Annotated in this window: 18 protein-coding genes; 15 read left to right on the forward strand and 3 right to left on the reverse strand. The window is 49.6% G+C overall.

The window, feature by feature from the left end; genetic code table 11:
* The first annotated feature begins 11 nt into the window (after positions 1-11).
* From SE18_RS14500 to SE18_RS14510, 3 genes are all read left to right on the forward strand, one after another.
* Complete coding sequence (locus SE18_RS14500; RefSeq protein ID WP_054535181.1) at positions 12-1424, forward strand: FAD-dependent oxidoreductase; 1413 nt, start codon at positions 12-14, stop codon at positions 1422-1424.
* Between the two features lie 1319 nt (positions 1425-2743).
* Positions 2744-4480 (forward strand): S8 family peptidase, encoded by a 1737-nt coding sequence (locus SE18_RS14505; RefSeq protein ID WP_054535182.1) that lies wholly within the window; start codon positions 2744-2746, stop codon positions 4478-4480.
* 147 nt (positions 4481-4627) lie between these two features.
* A complete protein-coding gene (locus tag SE18_RS14510; protein ID WP_054535183.1) occupies positions 4628-4927 on the forward strand; it encodes a hypothetical protein in 300 nt (99 codons plus the stop codon).
* A 90-nt stretch (positions 4928-5017) separates the two neighbouring features.
* Here the strand turns inward: SE18_RS14510 and cobT are convergent, their stop codons facing one another.
* The gene (cobT, locus tag SE18_RS14515) at positions 5018-6061 is read right to left on the reverse strand and encodes a nicotinate-nucleotide--dimethylbenzimidazole phosphoribosyltransferase (RefSeq protein WP_236706876.1); all 1044 of its coding nucleotides are present in this window, start codon (positions 6059-6061) and stop codon (positions 5018-5020) included.
* The gene (locus SE18_RS14520) at positions 6051-6743 is read right to left on the reverse strand and encodes a PRC-barrel domain-containing protein (protein ID WP_054535184.1); all 693 of its coding nucleotides are present in this window, start codon (positions 6741-6743) and stop codon (positions 6051-6053) included. The genes cobT and SE18_RS14520 overlap by 11 nt, the downstream gene beginning before the upstream one ends.
* Positions 6744-6860: 117 nt before the next feature.
* On the opposite strand from SE18_RS14520, the gene SE18_RS14525 reads away from it, so the two are divergent.
* Positions 6861-7619, forward strand: a complete 759-nt coding sequence (locus tag SE18_RS14525; protein ID WP_054535185.1) for an alpha/beta hydrolase — start codon at positions 6861-6863, stop codon at positions 7617-7619.
* A 102-nt stretch (positions 7620-7721) separates the two neighbouring features.
* On the forward strand, positions 7722-8507 hold the full coding sequence (locus SE18_RS14530) for an enoyl-ACP reductase FabI (protein ID WP_054535186.1): 786 nt from the start codon (positions 7722-7724) through the stop codon (positions 8505-8507).
* Between the two features lie 64 nt (positions 8508-8571).
* Here SE18_RS14530 and SE18_RS14535 read toward each other — a convergent pair whose 3' ends face one another.
* On the reverse strand, positions 8572-8784 hold the full coding sequence (locus SE18_RS14535; RefSeq protein ID WP_054535187.1) for a hypothetical protein: 213 nt from the start codon (positions 8782-8784) through the stop codon (positions 8572-8574).
* 139 nt (positions 8785-8923) lie between these two features.
* Here SE18_RS14535 and SE18_RS14540 point away from each other — a divergent pair, with 139 nt between their 5' ends.
* From SE18_RS14540 to SE18_RS14585, 10 genes are all read left to right on the forward strand, one after another.
* Complete coding sequence (locus SE18_RS14540) at positions 8924-9409, forward strand: hypothetical protein (protein ID WP_054535188.1); 486 nt, start codon at positions 8924-8926, stop codon at positions 9407-9409.
* A 356-nt stretch (positions 9410-9765) separates the two neighbouring features.
* A complete protein-coding gene (locus SE18_RS14545) occupies positions 9766-10788 on the forward strand; it encodes a WXG100 family type VII secretion target (protein WP_054535189.1) in 1023 nt (340 codons plus the stop codon).
* 23 nt (positions 10789-10811) lie between these two features.
* Positions 10812-11324 (forward strand): DUF4919 domain-containing protein, encoded by a 513-nt coding sequence (locus tag SE18_RS14550; RefSeq protein ID WP_054535190.1) that lies wholly within the window; start codon positions 10812-10814, stop codon positions 11322-11324.
* A 4-nt stretch (positions 11325-11328) separates the two neighbouring features.
* Complete coding sequence (locus SE18_RS14555; protein WP_054535191.1) at positions 11329-12429, forward strand: WD40 repeat domain-containing protein; 1101 nt, start codon at positions 11329-11331, stop codon at positions 12427-12429.
* Positions 12430-12738: 309 nt separating this feature from the next.
* A complete protein-coding gene (locus SE18_RS14560; protein WP_054535192.1) occupies positions 12739-13905 on the forward strand; it encodes a WXG100 family type VII secretion target in 1167 nt (388 codons plus the stop codon).
* A 110-nt stretch (positions 13906-14015) separates the two neighbouring features.
* The gene (locus SE18_RS14565; RefSeq protein WP_152976654.1) at positions 14016-14384 is read left to right on the forward strand and encodes a hypothetical protein; all 369 of its coding nucleotides are present in this window, start codon (positions 14016-14018) and stop codon (positions 14382-14384) included.
* A 69-nt stretch (positions 14385-14453) separates the two neighbouring features.
* Positions 14454-14780 (forward strand): hypothetical protein, encoded by a 327-nt coding sequence (locus SE18_RS14570; protein WP_054535194.1) that lies wholly within the window; start codon positions 14454-14456, stop codon positions 14778-14780.
* A 239-nt stretch (positions 14781-15019) separates the two neighbouring features.
* Positions 15020-16363 carry a WXG100 family type VII secretion target gene (locus SE18_RS14575; RefSeq protein WP_054535195.1) on the forward strand — a complete coding sequence of 448 codons (1344 nt, stop codon included), beginning with the start codon at positions 15020-15022 and terminating at the stop codon, positions 16361-16363.
* Positions 16364-16445: 82 nt separating this feature from the next.
* Positions 16446-17255 carry a hypothetical protein gene (locus SE18_RS14580; RefSeq protein WP_054535196.1) on the forward strand — a complete coding sequence of 270 codons (810 nt, stop codon included), beginning with the start codon at positions 16446-16448 and terminating at the stop codon, positions 17253-17255.
* 55 nt (positions 17256-17310) lie between these two features.
* Complete coding sequence (locus SE18_RS14585) at positions 17311-17652, forward strand: hypothetical protein (protein ID WP_152976655.1); 342 nt, start codon at positions 17311-17313, stop codon at positions 17650-17652.
* The last annotated feature ends 28 nt before the right edge of the window (positions 17653-17680 follow it).

The following is a 17680-nucleotide window of genomic DNA, read 5'->3' on the forward strand; positions in this document are numbered from 1 at the left end:
GGATTGTTATCATGACAACTGTGGGAACTGAAGCGCAGCCATTACGGGTTGCGATCATTGGTTCTGGGCCATCGGCGTTTTATGCAGCCGATCATTTGCTCAAACAAAGCGACTTGGTAATTGAAGTTGATATGTTTGATCGTTTGCCAACGCCGTTTGGTTTGGTGCGCGGCGGGGTTGCTCCCGATCACCAAAAGATCAAAACGGTTACCAAGGCCTTTAATCTCGTGGCCAAAAATCCACGTTTCCGCTTTTTTGGTTATGTTGAATATGGCAAAGATCTGAGCCACGCCGATTTGGTCGAGCATTATCATCAAATTTTATATGCTACTGGCGCTCAAAGCGATCGCCATATGGGCATTCCTGGCGAAGATTTGACCAATAGTTTTCCGGCGACCGCCTTTGTTGCTTGGTATAACGGCCATCCCGATTATCGTCATTTGCAATTCGATCTTTCGCAAGAGCGGGTGGCTGTGGTTGGGGTTGGCAACGTGGCAATTGATGTGGCGCGGATTTTGTGTCTTTCGCACGAAGAATTGGCCCGCACCGATATTGCCGATCATGCGCTCGAAGCGTTGAGCAAAAGCAATATTAAAGAAGTGTATTTGCTAGGCCGCCGTGGCCCTGCCCAAGCTGCCTTCACCACGCCCGAAGTTAAAGAATTGGGCGAGCTTGAAGAAGCAGACGTGGTGGCAATTTCCAGCGAAGTTGCGCTCGATGATGTGAGCCGTGCAGCGTTGGAAGCTGGCGGCGATAAAGCAGCCCAAAAGAAAGTTGAATTGCTCCAAGGCTATGCAGAACGCCAGCCAGAAGGCAAAAAACGCCGCTTAATCTTCCGCTTTTTGGTTAGCCCAACCGAAGTGCTGGGCGATAGCGATGGGCGAGTAGCTGGTTTGCGCTTGGCCAAAAACGAACTCTACGCCAGCGATGCAGGCAGTATTGCCTCGCGCCCAACTGGCGAGACCGAAGATTTGCCAGTCGGCTTGGTGTTTCGCTCGGTCGGCTACCGCGGCGCGCCCTTGGTTGATGTGCCATTCAACGAACGCTGGGGAACCTTCCTCAATGAAAAAGGCCGACTTATCGACCCAACCAGCCAACAGCCAAAAGCTGGCGAATATACCGCTGGTTGGATCAAGCGTGGGCCAAGCGGCGTGATTGGCACCAATAAACCAGATGCGGTGGAAACCGTGCAATGTATGCTCGAAGATGTGGCTGCTGGCCAATTGCTCAGCCCAAGCCACGCCGATCGCGAGAGCATTGAAAAATTGGTGCAGGTACGGCAGCCCAACTATGTGACCTTTGCAGATTGGCAACGCCTCGACGAGATTGAGGTTGCCAATGGCGCGGCGACTGGGCGGCCACGAGTCAAATTTACCAACATCGAAGATATGCTGGCAGCAATTGGCAAAAATGTAACCGCCTAAGTGGTTTTAGTTCGCAATCTGAGGCCCACACCTGAGGAAACTTTGGTGTGGGCTTTTTGTTTTTTGATCCACGAAGCGCACAAAGCTGAGAAACCGCGAAGAATGCGAAGAGCACGAAGGTCGTTTTGCCACAGATTGGCACAGAGTATGGGGATGCTGCTTACGCTAGGAGAGCGTTGACAGATTTTTGCAGCAGATTGCCTAGAATAAGCACTTTTTGACCATAGAGTGTCAGCGATTTGCACAGTGACGCTAAAAATTAATGGTATAGATTAAAGGTGTATTTGCTGAACGGATTTCTGCTACTGTAGTACTATAATAACCGCTATGCTAGCCCATGGTGTAGGACTAAGGTCATGCTTTGCAGGCCGCAGTTAAACCTTTTTGTGGATTTGAGGGGGGGTAGCTATCCCCCTTTAGTACCAAAGAACCATTAAAATTTTTGACAAGAAACCGATCTCGGCGTACAATAAACCTAACAACCCACCTACGATAGCCTGTAGAAGCCATTTTTCTGATGAATCATCACTATTCGGCCTAGGAATCAGTTTGGTTCATTCTCAATGGTTTGCTTGTGAGCGTTCTCAGCATCGATAGCGAAAGTTTACAAGCCATCCAAACACCCTACAGCTAGCGTATTGCCTAACACCATGACACTCCATAAGAATCTGACCAATGTACGGGATCATCTTCCTGTAGATTGCGAGGGAGGCCAACATGATCATTATCTTCTAGATCAATCGAGCTTTTGCAACTGGACATCTGTGAAGGATTTGTGTATGAGTGTGATAATCTTCTAAGATTGAGGGTGTGCAGGTCTCGGAGTCCAACTGTTGCTCTGCCCCAAAACAGGGTGGAACACTACCGATGATTGCGATTCATCGCTGGAGTAACGAGGCATTGTGAATTCACAGCTATATTTGGTTGTGTTGAGGCCATATGCACTAGCTGGGAGGATTTTCATGATCATCATTTTCTAAAATAACCATCTCATAGCAACTACCAAACAGCTCATGATCTTTAGATCATGGGCTGTTTTTTTGCCTACTTTTGGGACTTATGCCAAATAAATATTAATAATTTTGACAATTTCGTTAAAATGATTTAATATATCTTGCATACTCATCGCGATGAGTACCCGACGTTGTTCGACTGGCCACTTATCTTTCATCCACAGAAAGGGGCATGCGACTTCGGAAGCTTCCAACGACCTCACCGATTCCTTCGCAACAATACTGTGTTCGTGTGGTAATCCAGCCAGTGTTTGGTATTGGGATTGCCCATGGTAAATTTGCAACCCACATATTGAGGAGGCACCCTTGAAGCGTCTGTTTGTTTCATTCGTGTTGATCTGCAGCCTAGTTATTATCTTCAGTGCGCCCAACCCTTCATTTGGTCAAACTCGCAACCCTGGCAAACCTGTTGATCGGGTTGATGTTGCTGCACCGGCAGTAGCAGGCCAATTTGTGGTCAAATTCAAAGCCACAACCGAAAAAGCCAACCGATCAGCGGCTCTCAAAGCGATTGGTGCTGTGCAAATTGATCGGATTGCAGCCCTTGATGCAGAAGTTATTGAAGTTGCGAACCTCAAAAGCAACGATACCCTTGCTGGTCGCGAAGCTGTCTTAGCCAGCTTGAAGCAAAATCCTAATGTCGAATATGCCGAACCAAACTTTATTTATTCCATGAATTTTACGCCCAATGACCCAAGCTTAAGCTCACAATGGGCATGGGGTGTCATTCAAGCATATACTGGCTGGGATATTACTCAAGGTAGCAGCAGTGTTGTGATTGCAGTTGTTGATACTGGGATTCAAAGCAACCACCCTGATCTTGATGCCAAGATGGTGGCTGGCTACGACTATATCGACAACGATGCAACCCCAACCGACGGCAATGGCCACGGCACCCACGTTGCAGGCACCAGCGCCGCAGAAACCAATAACAGCACTGGTGGTGCTGGCACTTGTCCCAATTGTAAGTTGATGCCAGTGCGCGTGTTGAACAACAGTGGTAGTGGAACCTTGGCCGGTGTGGCCAACGGCATCACCTACGCTGCTGACAACGGGGCCAAAGTTATCAACTTGAGCCTTGGTGGTGGCGGTTCGACCGCATTGCAAAATGCTGTTGATTACGCTTGGGGCCGCGGTGTATTCTTGGCATGTGCTGCTGGGAACAGCAACACCTCAAGCACCACGAGCTCGTACCCAGCAGCCTACACCAACTGTTTTGCAGTTGCCTCAACCACCTCAAGCGATGCTCGCTCATCGTTCTCGAACTACGGTTCGTGGGTTGAAGTTGCTGCCCCTGGTTCGAGCATCTACTCAACCTGGATCAACAGTGGCTACAACACGATCAACGGGACCTCAATGGCTACGCCGCACGTTGCTGGTTTGGCTGGCTTGTTGGCCTCACAAGGCTTGAGCAATAGCCAAATTCGCGACCGCATCTGCTCGACCTCAGATACGATTGCTGGTACGGGCAGCAACTGGACCTGTGGTCGGATCAACGTGTACCGCGCAGTCAACAATGGCGGAACCACCCCAACCCCAACGCCACCACCAACCACGCCAACCGTCGTTCCACCAACCGCAACCCCACCTCCAGGCGGCGGTAGCATCGTCAACGGTGGCTTCGAAAGTGGCACAACTGGTTGGACTCAAGCTTCGAGCGGTGGCTATGGCTTGATCGATACCACCCGCCCACGCACTGGTAGCTACAGCGTGTATATGGGTGGCTATAACAATGCTAACGAAGGCTTGTATCAAACCGTAACCGTGCCAGCAGGTTCAGCATTGAACTTCTACTGGTATCAAACCAGCAACGAAGGCACAACGACTGCCTACGACTACCTGCGCGTGCGGGTCTACAACACCAGCGGAACCCTGTTGGGAACCTTGGCAACCCGCTCAAATGTCAACACCGAAAACGCTTGGGTCGCTGAAAGCTTGAGCTTGGCAGCCTATGCAGGCCAAACGGTGCGCATCCGCTTTGAAACCACAACAGATAGCTCATTGACGACATCGTTCTTTGTTGATGATGTTAGCCTACAATAAGCTAAGCATGCTTCCCTAGTCTGCAATCGAACAACGTCAGTCGCACCCGTCAACAGCAATGTTGGCGGGTGCGGCGTTTTACAAGCGCCCATCGTTACGCTAAAATAGAGCGTAGCAACCACCAACCAGTTAAGGAGTGAGCGATCAATGTCCAGTGAGTCAAACAACCATTTGACCAACAAGCGTACCTATTCAATTATTGGCACGCTGTTTGTGATTGTTTTAGCAGTGCTCTCGTTTATTGTTGTGCCAATGAAGTTGTTTGCTGATGATTCGCCAGCAGGGGCTTTGGCATTTTTGGCAATTATGCTGGGCTTAGTGGTCACGGTTATTGCCTCGATTTTGGCTCCAATCAAGCAACAAGAGTATACCGATTTTGCGGTGCGCCCACCAATGGAGCTTGATTTGGATAGCTTCGATGCCAAAAAAGATGGGGTTTCGTGGTAGAGCTTGTTAGTTTGAAGCACGGCTAGTAATTTCTTCTCACCCCACCCCGCGCCTGTTCAAGGGGCGCGGGGCTTTTTTTGTGCCAATCGCTTATGAGTTGGCAGTATCAACTTGGGCGCTGGCAAAGGTTGCCATTTCGCCAAGAATCTTGCATGCTGCTTGCAGCAACGGGATTGCCAACGCAGCGCCGCTGCCTTCGCCCAGCCGTAAATCGAGCTGGAGCAAGGGTCGCAAGCCAAGCTGTTGCAGGGCAATGCGGTGGCCTGGCTCGGCGCCGCAATGGGCTGCAATACAATATTCAATTGCTTGCGGAGCTAGCGCTTGGGCCACCAAGGCCGCAGCTGTCGTAATAAAACCATCAAGTAAGATTGCAACCCGCCGTTGGGCAGCACCCACAATAATTCCCGCTAAGATGCCAATTTCAAAGCCGCCAACCTCGATTAATGGCCCCAAGCCGTCAATATTTTCTCCAACCCGCGCCACTGCTTGAGCAACAACCGCAATTTTATGCTGATATTGTTCTGATTGCACCCCAGTGCCATGGCCAGTCACCGTTGCTGCTGCTTGCTGGCAATAAATTGCGGTTAAACATGCGGCGGCAGTGGTGTTGCCAATGCCCATCTCGCCAAGCGCAATCAAATCGTGGCCTGCATCGGCAAGCTCATGGGCTAGCGCAATGCCGCGTGCAAGGGCAGATTGGGCTTGGGCCTGGCTCATTACTGGTTCAATTGCCAAATTCTTTGTTCCAGCCCCCAGCCATTCGCTGCGAAAGTTCGGTGCGCTGCTGCTGATGGCGGTTTGCACTCCAGCATCAACAATCAATAATTCGGCCCCAGCATGGCGCGCCAAGACGCTGACTGCTGCGCCACCAGCCAAAAAATTGGCAACCATTTGGGCGGTAACGCTTGAGGGATAGGCACTCACGCCAGATTCAGTCACCCCATGATCTGCTGCTGCCACAATAATGATTGGTTTTTGAATCGTTGGTGGGCATTGTTGGCGAATTCCGGCCAATTGAATTGACAAAGCTTCGAGCTGACCAAGCGCTCCTTGGGGCTTGGTCAATTGGTTCTGGCGTTGCTGAGCTTGCGCGATTGCCGCCTGATCAAGCGGCGCGATCGGTTCAATGTTCACTACTTGCTCCAGGAATAGGTTGATCGCCGCGCAGAATAGCATCAATCTCATCCGAGGACAAGCGTTGAACATCAGCTCGGCTCGGCTTGGGTTCGCTTGGAGTTGGGGTGCTGGTAGGGGCTTCAACACTCACCCGCGTGCCCGTCAATGGCATAACCATGGTTAATTTTGGGTCGGGGATCGTTGGCTCAAGCCCTTCGAGCGTATCGCGCAAGGCCTCATCGTAAATCACCACCGCATCGCTGCCAATGCCCGCCACGCCAGCGCTGAGCACATATTGGCGCTCGCCCTTCAAAACCCCGCGCGTAATCACATAGCCGACGATTAAACCTGTTTCGTCGAGCAGCAATTCGCCAATTGTGCCCAATTTGTTGCCAGAGCGACCAATTGCCGTCGTGCCAGTCAAGTGAATTTTCTTCTCTAAAATGCTATGAAAATGGGGAATAGCGTTGGCGCGGAGCACTTCGCAGCCAGCTTTGACCAAAATCACATCGCCCGCCCAAACCAGCACTTGCGCCCATTCAACCACCGTAGCCTCGCGAAACAAACCGCCTGTGTTGGTAAGCAAGCCAACAATGCGGCCGGCAGCGTGATCGACCAACAGATCGGCGACCGAACCAATAATATTGCCAGTATCTACCCGAACAATCGACTTTTTGACCAATTCTCCTGCCTTATACATTGACTTAACTCCATAACTAAATCGCGGCTAATGACGCGCTGCGCAGTTGACGAGCCGCTAAAGCCTGCGGTATGCTTGGCTCAGTTCCAGCATCTCGGATGGAGACGAGCAGCCACCATGCATCAATTAGAGGTCATTGCTTGCACCAGTACGATGCTCGATCTGGTTGTGCCGATCGCCGTGCTTGTGCCGCCCGACCATTCAGCCAACGGGCCAGCGTGTCCGGTTGTTACCTTGCTCCACGGCTTGTCAGATAGTTATATGTGCTGGTTGGATTATACGAATATCCGGCAATATATTGCTGCGACGCGCTTAATTGTGGTAATGCCGCATTGTGGTCGCTCGTTTTATGCCAATGGCCTTGGTGGCCAGCAGATTGAGGAATTTCTCGCTGTCGAGTTGCCTCAATTTATTGATGCTCAGTATACGACAATCAAGCAACGTGAGGGGCGGGCAATCGGTGGCGTTTCGATGGGTGGCTATGGTGCGTTGCGCTTAGGCTTGGGCTATTCGCAGCATTGGAGCACCGTGTTTAGCCATAGTGGCGCAGTTGATGCCCCGCGCTGGATCGATGATCCCTCGAATATGGTGATTTTCGGGCCGGTCGGTAGCCCAATTCGCCAGCAATATAGCCTTTTTCGCATGATCGACCAATTGGTGGCGCCAATTCCTGCAATGCATTTTGATTGTGGGCTTGACGATTTTTTAGTCGAGGAGAATCGTTCATTTCATCATGCACTACGCCAACAGCATATTCCGCATATTTACCGCGAACGGCCTGGCGGCCATACATGGCGCTATTGCGATGAAAATTTAGCCGCGAGCCTTAATTGGGTGTGCCAAGAACTCAATCAGCCAACTCACTGCGAACCATAAGTAGCCCTGGTGGGCGATTGACAAGTTTTGTCAGATTGTTGCCGTTAAGATTTGTGCCAGTGGTGGTGTGCCGCTGAACAATGTGCTAGTTCAGGAGACATAATGGATTTGCTCAAAGGGAAAAAAGCGTTAATTGTTGGCATTGCCAATGATCATTCAATTGCTTGGGGCATTGCGCAAGCTCTCAAACAAGCTGGGGCCGAATTGGCCTTTTCATATGCTGGCGAAAGTTTGGAGCGGCGCGTGCGCCCATTGGCCGAGCAACTTGGCGTCAGTTTTGTGCAGCAATGCGATGTGAGCGACGATGCACAAATTGCGACCTTGTTTGAGAAGCTTGGCGCTGAGTTTGGCCAATTTGATATTTTGGTACATAGCGTGGCCTATGCCAAACGTGAAGATCTTTCTGGCCGCTTTATCGATAGTAGCCGCGATGGCTGGCGCTTGGCAATGGATATTAGCGCTTTTTCGTTGGTCGCGCTCACCAAAGCTGCCTTGCCATTGCTCAATCCCAACGCCAATATTTTGACTCTGAGCTACTACGGAGCCGAAAAGGTGGTGGCCAACTACAACGTGATGGGTGTTGCGAAGGCTGCACTTGAAGCAAGCGTGCGCTATCTGGCCGCCGACCTTGGTCCCGATGGCTTGCGGGTGAATGCAATTAGTGCTGGCCCAATTCGCACGCTTTCTGCTTCGGGCATTGGCAACTTCCGGCGTTTGCACAAGGCGTTTACCAATGCCAACCCAATGCGCCGCGCAATCACGATTGAAGATGTGGGCAATACGGCCTTGTGGCTGTGCTCCGATCTCGCCAGCGGCGTGACAGGTGAAGTGGTTTATGTTGATGGCGGCTTTAATGTGCTCGGGATGAGCGAAGAATCGCAGGCCTAAGGCTGTTGTAGCTGCATAAAAACGCCCCGCCGTTGTTAGATTGTGCGGCGGGGCGTTTTACTGTTTAATCGGCGGCTGTCCAGCTGACATGAATATCGCTGAACAAACGCCCATAACGGGCTAAACGCTCAAGCGGCTCGTTGAAGGCTTGGGCATCGTTTTTGCGGCCTGCCTCGCGCACGATGCCGCGTAATTCCTCGATATTCGTATATAAATCACCAAGCTGAGCTTGAATTGCTTCCAAACGTTCAACCCATTCTTGATCGGTATCGCTCATCTTGAAAACTCCTTGTCATGATAGAATACTGCTATTTTAGCACATCTGTCTTTATTGGGCTGCTGCTTGACAAAGGCTTGCCTGCGTAGCTATTGTAGCGTAGTGCATCAGTGCAGCGTTGATCGAAAAGGGGTGCTATGTGCGTTTGATTGCTATCCTGCTTTTGGGCTTGATTGTATGCGGCTGTGCCAGCCAAACTGCTACGCCAACCCCAATCGCAGCGGCCTTAGTTCGGACGGATATTGAGGGTTTAGCAGCGTTTGTTAGTTTGCCATTTCAACCAACCAGCGTTCAGTGGACGACTACAACCCTAACCGCACAGCCTGATCGTTCGGTGCCTGGCCCGACTGATATGCAAGTTGAAGCCGTTTTGAGCTTTACTGCTGCTGATCTCGAACAATTGCGCGCTCAAGCCCAGCCATTGAGTTGGAAGCCGCAATGGAAGGCAACAACGTTTAAACCATGGTATCCCCAATCAGTGCGTGATGCATTTGCCTTCGATGGTGATGCGTTTCAGTTGACCGTCCCAAGCTACGATGCAATTCCGGTCTTTGGCTCAACTCGCCCGGGGAGCTTTTTCATCACACCTGCTGGCGATGTGTTGCTCTCAATCAGCACCAATTAATGGTTGCCTAAACCGCCTGAGGCTTCAATTAAGGATATTTTATTTGACATAATTAAATATTTGTAGCGCTTAGGATAGGCAATAAATTAAAAATCCCTCACAATTAGCACGTCAAGCCTCTTGACAAAACCTATGCTGGTTGGCTATGCTGCATACGACATCGCTCCTAAACAGCTATTAGTACCTCTGTTGTTGGGCGGCGGGCTATCCAACCTCATGCCGCCACGTTCCTATTGTATTGATTTCGGTGACTAATATTGGTTTAGGAGGATTGCTCGTTCCTCTTTTTTTGGTTTGCAGTGCAAACCCGCTATTTTACGCCATGCGTTATGCTATGGCGACCACAAGGAGCCAAAATGGCAGCAGATCTCGTGCAAAGCGATTACGAACGGCTCGGACAGGTGGCAACGCAGTTTCAAAAACTGCACGATCAACAAACCCAAATGGAAGCCATGGTGCGCCAAACCTACCAACAATTACGCAGTACATGGCAAGGCGATGCGGCGGTCGCCTTTTTTGCTGAGATGGACGATGCGATTTTCCCAACCCTCAAGCGCTTGCAAACGGCCTTGACCAGTGCTAGTACCCTCACCAGCCAAATTTCACAAACTTTTCGTCAAGCAGAAGAAGAAGCCTCAAAATTGATGAAATTCGATGGCAACGGCGGGGCTGCTGGCGGTGGCGCTGGAGCCGCTGGTGGTGGTGCCAGCTATTCTGCTGAAGGTTCAGCGTTTGCCGCAGGTGGTGGCAGCGGTGGGCTTGATCCGGCGGTTAATGCCAAATGGGCAACCCTTACTCCCGACCAACAAGCAGCAGTTTTGCAAAGCATCTCCAACAAAATTTGCGATGAATATGGGATCGAACATGTGCCAGTCACGGTTTCCGACTTGGCCGATCCCCCAGGCTTGGATCTGTTTGGCTATCGCAACGATCAAGGGGTCTTTATCGACCTTGACAACATGGGCGATGCAGACCGCGTGTTGAACACTGTGGCCCATGAAGTGCGTCATGAAGTGCAACGTCAAATGGGTCTTTTGGCCAACCCGAGCAGCTTTGATAAATTCTTGCGCTCGATGGGGATTCAAGAAAGCCCCAAATGGCCAGTTAATGATGTGACTGAAGCTATGGCCAACGAATGGCACGAAAATTTCGCCAATTACATTAGCCCAGAAAGCGATTTTGCTAAGTACGAAAGTCAGCCAGTTGAGAGCGATGCGCGCAAATATGGCGAAAGCTACCGCGATAATTTAACCTTATCCGAGTTCGAGAGCCATATTCCCAAGCCAACGCCGCAACCAGTGCCAGTGCCAACTCCTGGCCCAACGCCAGTGCCACCAACCGCTACTCCGACGCCAACCCCAGTTGGTAAAACCAAGTAGCCGAGTAATCACAAGGATAGTGTATGACATTAAACGATGCAGCGTATCAATATTGGTCACAACCCAATCGCGAGCACTTTATGGTGTTGCGCGAAGCGGTGATGGCCAGCGCTAATTATTCACCTACCATTTCGCCCAACGAAGTAGCGAGCGCTGCTTTCAGCAAAGGCGATTACCCAACGGTAATCAAGCAGTTGCGGAGTTTGTTGCCTGGTGCCTTGCTAAGCCCAGGTTTGCATAATCTGTTGGCAATTGCCTACAACGAGCTTGGCGACAAGGATAATACCTTGCGCGAGGCCCATTTTGCCAAAACCGTGATGGATGGCATTTTAATGACTGGCGATGGCAGCCGCGAACAGCCCTACTATGTGCTCTCGGTGCAAGATGAGTACGATGTGTTGGGCTATTTGGGTAAAAATAGCCAACGCCAAACCCTTGTTCACGATCAAGACCAAAACCTCGATCTGCACATCTGCGATGATGAGAGCTGGGTTTGGTTTGAAGTCAGTTCGCTGATTGTATTAGAAGGAAACTAGGTTCATGCGCTACGTTAACCCCTTGCAGACAATTTCGCGCGTTGGCTGCAAACGAATTTCAAGCTTGCTTCTGGTAACTATCGTTGGCGCATTCTTAACCGCTTGTAGCTCATCGGGAGGCAATCCAGTGCCAACAATCGGAATAAATGTCGCGCCAGGGGTTAACTTTCGCGGCGATGTTGTCGCCCTTCAGTTTCAAGATAATGCGCAACTTTTGGTCGGCGTAGGCTATGATGGAGCATATCGTTGGAATTTGGCAACGACCGCTATTGAACAAAGCTTCGCCCCCAAACAGCTCTTTTTTGGGCTTGCGAGTGCTGCACCACTCGTCGCCTCAACCGAACGCAAAACCATTACAACGTGGGATGCGAGCACTGGCAAACAGGTAGCTGCGTGGAATGCCAAACCCCGCCACTTGGATGCTCAAACCAATGTTTTTGAAGTCAGCGCGCTTGCAATCACGGCTGATCAGCAAACCCTGATTGCTGCCTACAACAAAGGCAGTATGTTGCAGGCCTGGAATTTAGCAAGCGGCGAAGCCACCACGACCTTTGGCGCACCAGCAGATACTGGCTCGATTGTGGAAATTGCGCTTAGCCCCGATGGCCAATTGCTCGCGAGCAACGATTTCAGCGGGGTTGTGCAGGTTTGGGAGGTTGCGAGTGGCCAGCAAGTGCAGGCCTTCAAAGAAGCTAGGCTCAAATATCAGCCAGGCAAATTGGCCTGGAGCCACGATGGCAAATGGCTAGCAGCTAGCAGTGGCGATAAAAATGGTGGCAGTGTGCTGGTTTGGGATACCAATTCGTGGGCAATTGCTGCGACCCATACCAGCGCCGAGCAACAATTTGGGGGCTTGGCCTTTCATCCGCGCACCAATACCTTGGCGATTGGCACCAGCAGCGGCTTGATCGAATTGTATGATCCGGCGAGCAACCAAGTTACAAATACTCTTAAAGGCCACGCCGAGCGCGTAACGACGCTCGCTTGGAACGCCGACGGCAGCCAATTGGCCTCTGGCGGTAAAGAGCCATTGGTGATTATCTGGGATACGACCAGCCTAAGCGAAAAACAACGCTTGCTATTGCCAGCCACCACAGTCCAATAAGCAGCATTCCGCAGGCAACCCACTGGCCTTGCTGGCGGTTGCCTTGCTCTTTTAGTCTAGCAATACCCAGAATGAGTTTTTAACAAAACATACAATCACTAACGATGCTGCATGCAACATTACTCCTCGTTGTAGATTAGTACTTAGCTGTTCAAGTATAACTAGGATGCGTTCTTTTCTTATATTCCTCTTCATATCTTGCTACTACCAATCTGCATTCAATGGTATATTAGCTTGCTCGTTTAGTTAGGGATTAAAGCTCGCTATTTTATGCTCATAGGGTTCCTATGAGCAGCACAAGGAGCCGAAATGGCAGCAGATCTCGTCCAAAGCGATTACGAACGACTTGGCCAAGTGGCAACCCAGTTTCAAAAACTGCACGATCAGCAAACCCAAATGGAAGCGATGGTGCGCCAAACCTACCAACACTTACGCAGTAGCTGGCAAGGCGCTGCGGCAGTTGCCTTTTTTGCTGAGATGGATGATGCAATTTTTCCAACCCTCAAGCGGTTGCAAACGGCCTTGACCAGCGCCAGTATCCTCACCACCCAAATTTCGCAAACCTTCCGCCAAGCTGAAGAAGAGGCCTCAAAGATCGTTAGCTTTGATCAAAGTGCTACACAAGAGGAAAAAGCTGGTGGTGCAGGTGGTGGTAGCGCCACTATTAACGATCAAATGCGTGATGCTTTGGCTGGTAAGGGCTACGATGCTAATGCGATCAAGGCTATTATTGCCAATGCCACGCCTGAGCAGCTCAAAGAAATTTGGTCGGATTCGAGCTTGATGGCTGAATTGCACAAAGAATTGGGTACCGATAATTATCTTAATCTGGTGGTCAGCGTTGGCATGAACCATAGCGGCAGTGTTGCCCATACCAGCGCTCCCGATGCAGACATAGCGATTCGTGATCATCTTAGCTCGTATCTTAGCGATGCAATTGCCGATAATCGCCAAATTACAGGCCGCGTTGGCGTCGTCGATGATACCAACTGGGATATTGCCGGGATCAATCATTATGGCCAAGATGTTTGGGAATCAGGCAAACGCGATGGCATCAATGGCTTTGTCGATAGCGAGGGTCGGGTTTGGATTCATCAAGATAAAGGCAACCCTGGCACGATGATTCACGAAGGCGTGCATAAATATTCCGATGATGCCATGATTTATGTCAGCCAACCCTTGAACGAAGGGGTGACTGAATACTTTACTCGCAGCACAACCGATAATCTGGGCTTGCCCAGCCGTGCTAACTACCAAGGTAATTACGAATTTGTCAGTTCATTATCGAGCTTGGTTGGCGAAGCTGTGGTTGCCGATGCCTATTTTAATGGCAACATGGATGGTTTGAAGGATGCCTATGTGAATGCAGGCTACACTGAAGCCCAATGGGATACGCTGATTGAACATACTCAAAATAATGAATGGGCCGATGCAGAATTGTTGACCGTGCCAATTCCTGCTCCAGGAACACCTTAATGCGTTGGTTGATCTGGATGAGCTGTTTGTTTCTGCTGGCAAGTTGCAGCAGCGCTGAGCCAAATATAGGCAGCATGACCCAAAGCCCAATTAATGATAAGGATCCGCTCATGACCCAAATTACCAATCCCCATTTGGAACGATCGGCGCGCGTACTGGCGACCAGCGACCTCAGCTTAACTCAAGAACCAGCCTTCGTTCCAGCCCAAACCCTTGGTGCCCAAGAGGCACTTGGTTTGTATAATGAAACTTGGCAAATGCATGTGGCGTTGTATGCCTTTGAAAACCAACATCAGCATCAAGCAGCGATTCAAAGCCTGAAGCAGCAACTGCCAAGCCAAGGAGTCTATAGCAGTTTTGGCAGCAATGGGCCAATCTTGTTTGCTGCCTACGCACCAAACGATGGCTCAACAGGCGATCCGATTCGCGCCAAACATCAGGTTGCCAAGCTAGCTACGCTGTTTGCTGGCGAAGAATAAGCTTTATACGCTATCTAGGCTCAGACCATTAATCGTGGTCTGAGCTTTTTTTGTGTGCAGCGAGGCGAAATGAAGCAACTCAAACGAGGGTTAACGCTGATTGGCTATGGCTTGCTGAGCGTGCTAATCGGCTTTTGTTATCTTTTTCCTAGCAGCAACTATCATTCGGCTCAAGGCATTGCGGTCTACGATCCCGATACGGTGCTGGTAATGCAGTGGCTCGTTGCGGGCTTGCTCATTCCAGTTGGCCTGTTACTAGTTCGGGCAATTCGGCAGCGTCAGCAACGCTTTGGTTGGCTTGAAGCTGGCCTGCTGCTAGCTGGCTTGATATTGTTGATTTGGCGTTGGCTTGTATTGAATGCTTATCAATATCCTTTTCCTGAAGCGTTTAATTAGTAATCCTACCTATACCAAAAAATATGCTAGGAAAACCTACAACCATGTTGACAAACAGCGTTAGGTTCATTATGATGATGGGCAATAATCCTTGCAAGAATTATAATTCAGCATATTTCTGTATCCCCAAACCATGTGGCAATAGTAGTTGACCGTGCCAAGTTTGTTGGCAAACAAGGCTTGGATCACGTTCATGGTATTTTAAATAACTGCACATTTGTGCGCTTGCAGGAGGCTATATGGCCGCAGACATCATCGCGAATAGGTATGAGGTCGTTGAACAAGCTGGTGCTCGATTTCAGAAACTGCATGATCAACAAGTGCAAATGGAAGCGATGGTGCGTCGCACCTACGAACAATTGCGTGATGGTGCTTGGCAAGGTGCGGCTGCTACTGCATTCTTTGCCGAAATGACCGACAATGTTTTTCCGGCCCTGAAGCGCTTACAACAAACGCTGATTGTTGGCAGCGAAATGGCCAGCCAAATCAACCAAATCTTCCGTCAAGCAGAAGAAGCCGCCGCAAAATATATGACCTTTGATGGTGGATCAATTGGGGCTATGCTGGCTAATGCTGGGCTTGCTGCAAAGCATGGATTGGACGGTGTAAGCATTGGTGCTGCGCCAGCAAGTGCTTATTCAATTCCAGATGTTCGTAAAACAATCTTTAATGATGATTATATGAATCGCTTGGTCGGTACAAAAATGCAAGGCATGAATGACCCAGCGCTGAATAAAGCCATGGAAACGCTGCTTAATAATAATATTTCGCAAGCCGAAAAAGATGCAGCTTTGGCCCAAATTGCCAAATCACGCGGCATTCCACTCGAAAAAATTCAAGCCGATTATGCTAAATTTGAAAAATTACGTGACACAGCAGCTGAAAAAGGCAGCGTTGATAAACTAGATCAACGTCTTCACCCTAATTTTTTAGGAAGTACTACAAGTTTGCGCTTCGGTAAGGTTCTTGGCGATGTTTTTGATATTGATCCTGTTTTTGGTTCGCTGCTCAGCCCTACTGGTGGAATCGTGGGATGGGGGACCTATGGCGTTGATGGTGGTGATAGTGCTGTTGGCTATCATGGGATTATGCACGATGCAGGTGGCTATCTCCTCAAACATCATGATACTGGTCCTGGCTATGATTACCTTGACTTAGAAGGTCGAGATCGTAAACATCCATTGACTGGTCAGGAATCAGGGATTCGCTATTGGGATGAGAAATTTGCTAAGCTTAATGATGGAATGAGTCCGAGTGATTTGGCCCATCAGAAGCGTATAAATAGAGTTTCTGAATTGGCAGGTGAAGGAATGGGCGAATTTGTCGATCTTCAAAAAGCTGTTGAGAATGGAGTTGATGCGGTTAAGGAGGCTGCAAACGAGGGCTGGAATGCTGCCAAAGATGTAGCCAGCGATGGTTGGAACGCGACCAAAGATGCAGCTAGCGATGGTTGGAATGCGACCAAAGATGCGGCAAATAATGGCATTGATGCTGTCAAAAATGGATTGAACAATGTCAAAGATGCTGCGAGTGAACAATGGAATGCGGCTTCAAGGAAAGCTAAGGATTTATTCAGCTTTTAGTTAATAAACTGCTGACTGATCTGCGATAATCTGCTGGAAAAGACCAGCAGATTATGATTCTTAATCCACTTTGGAGGCTGTGATGCAAACGCTTCGTGAATTGACCTATCCTGTTCAGTTAACATCAATTGAACTTTTTGCCTTGCTGTCACTGGTTTCAGCCCCAGGCTTATTGGGTGTTGAGGTCAAATCGCCACAGGAGCTTGATGAAGCTCAAGCGATAGCATTATGGGAACAAGGCTCAAACGAACTTCGCCAGCATGGATGGTTAGTTGATGATCCATCCAACCAAACCAGTGCAATTAATGAAGAATTACTGTTGTTGATTATTACGGCAGTTAATGCGGAAGTGGTTCTGCTGAGTACATGGCAACAAGCCAGCGGTCAAAAATATAGCGTGGCCTATTATGACCATGGTGCTACGGTTGTTGAAATGAGGATGATTGATGGCTTGTATGAATTTACAGCGCTAGCCAGTCGTGCTCAAGCACTCCAACGTTTCGTTCGCCGTTTTGAGCCAGCATTTCCCCAAATAATTAATCAACCAATCACTTTTCAGTTAACTCAAGAACAAGCAATGGCAGCCAAACAAAACCCCGATCAATCCTATTTAGCAGGTCTAGGCTTAAGTACTGATGCTGCTCAGACATTTGCTGAAAGCTTAAACGATACCCTTGTCTATGGCACAATTGATCTTATCCGCTCGGAGGCAACTCACATTCTCACGAATCGAGCAATTGGAATTATGATTGCTGCAAATACAGCATGGCTTGGCTTTGTCAGCCCCGATGGAGTAATTGATTATTCCTCTGTTGGTGAAGCCGACGTGATCAATTTGCTTGATCAGGAGATGACGAACTTAGCGGAGATCAAAGGTGCCGATGCTGCATAAATGGCTAAGAAGCTGTTTGCTGAATCTGATGGTACTACTCGGAGTAATGTTGCTGATGGCATGTGGTTCAGGAAACAGTAGCACCAAACCGGTGCAAATTCGCGTTCATAACGCCACCGATCGCGGCATCCGCGAGGTGTGGCTTGGTTCAAGTGGTTATACTGATTCCGAGCCAGCCCGCAATCTGGCTGCTGGGGCAACCAGCGCGTACATTGGCTTTGAAACAGCCTTGCCCAATTATTATCAGCTCAATATTGCGATGGATGATGGCGAGCGCTATCTTGGCATTGCTGATCCAAACCCGATGTTTGGGCAAGATGATTTGCCGCCAGGCAATTATCAATTTGAGATTAGCTTGGTCAACGATGAACCGGTTGTAACAATTGTTCAGCAATAGCTGCTGATCCAGCGCTCCACATCCCATT

Origin of the sequence: Herpetosiphon geysericola (assembly GCF_001306135.1) — a bacterium.
In the GTDB taxonomy this organism is placed as follows: Bacteria; Chloroflexota; Chloroflexia; order Chloroflexales; family Herpetosiphonaceae; genus Herpetosiphon; species Herpetosiphon geysericola.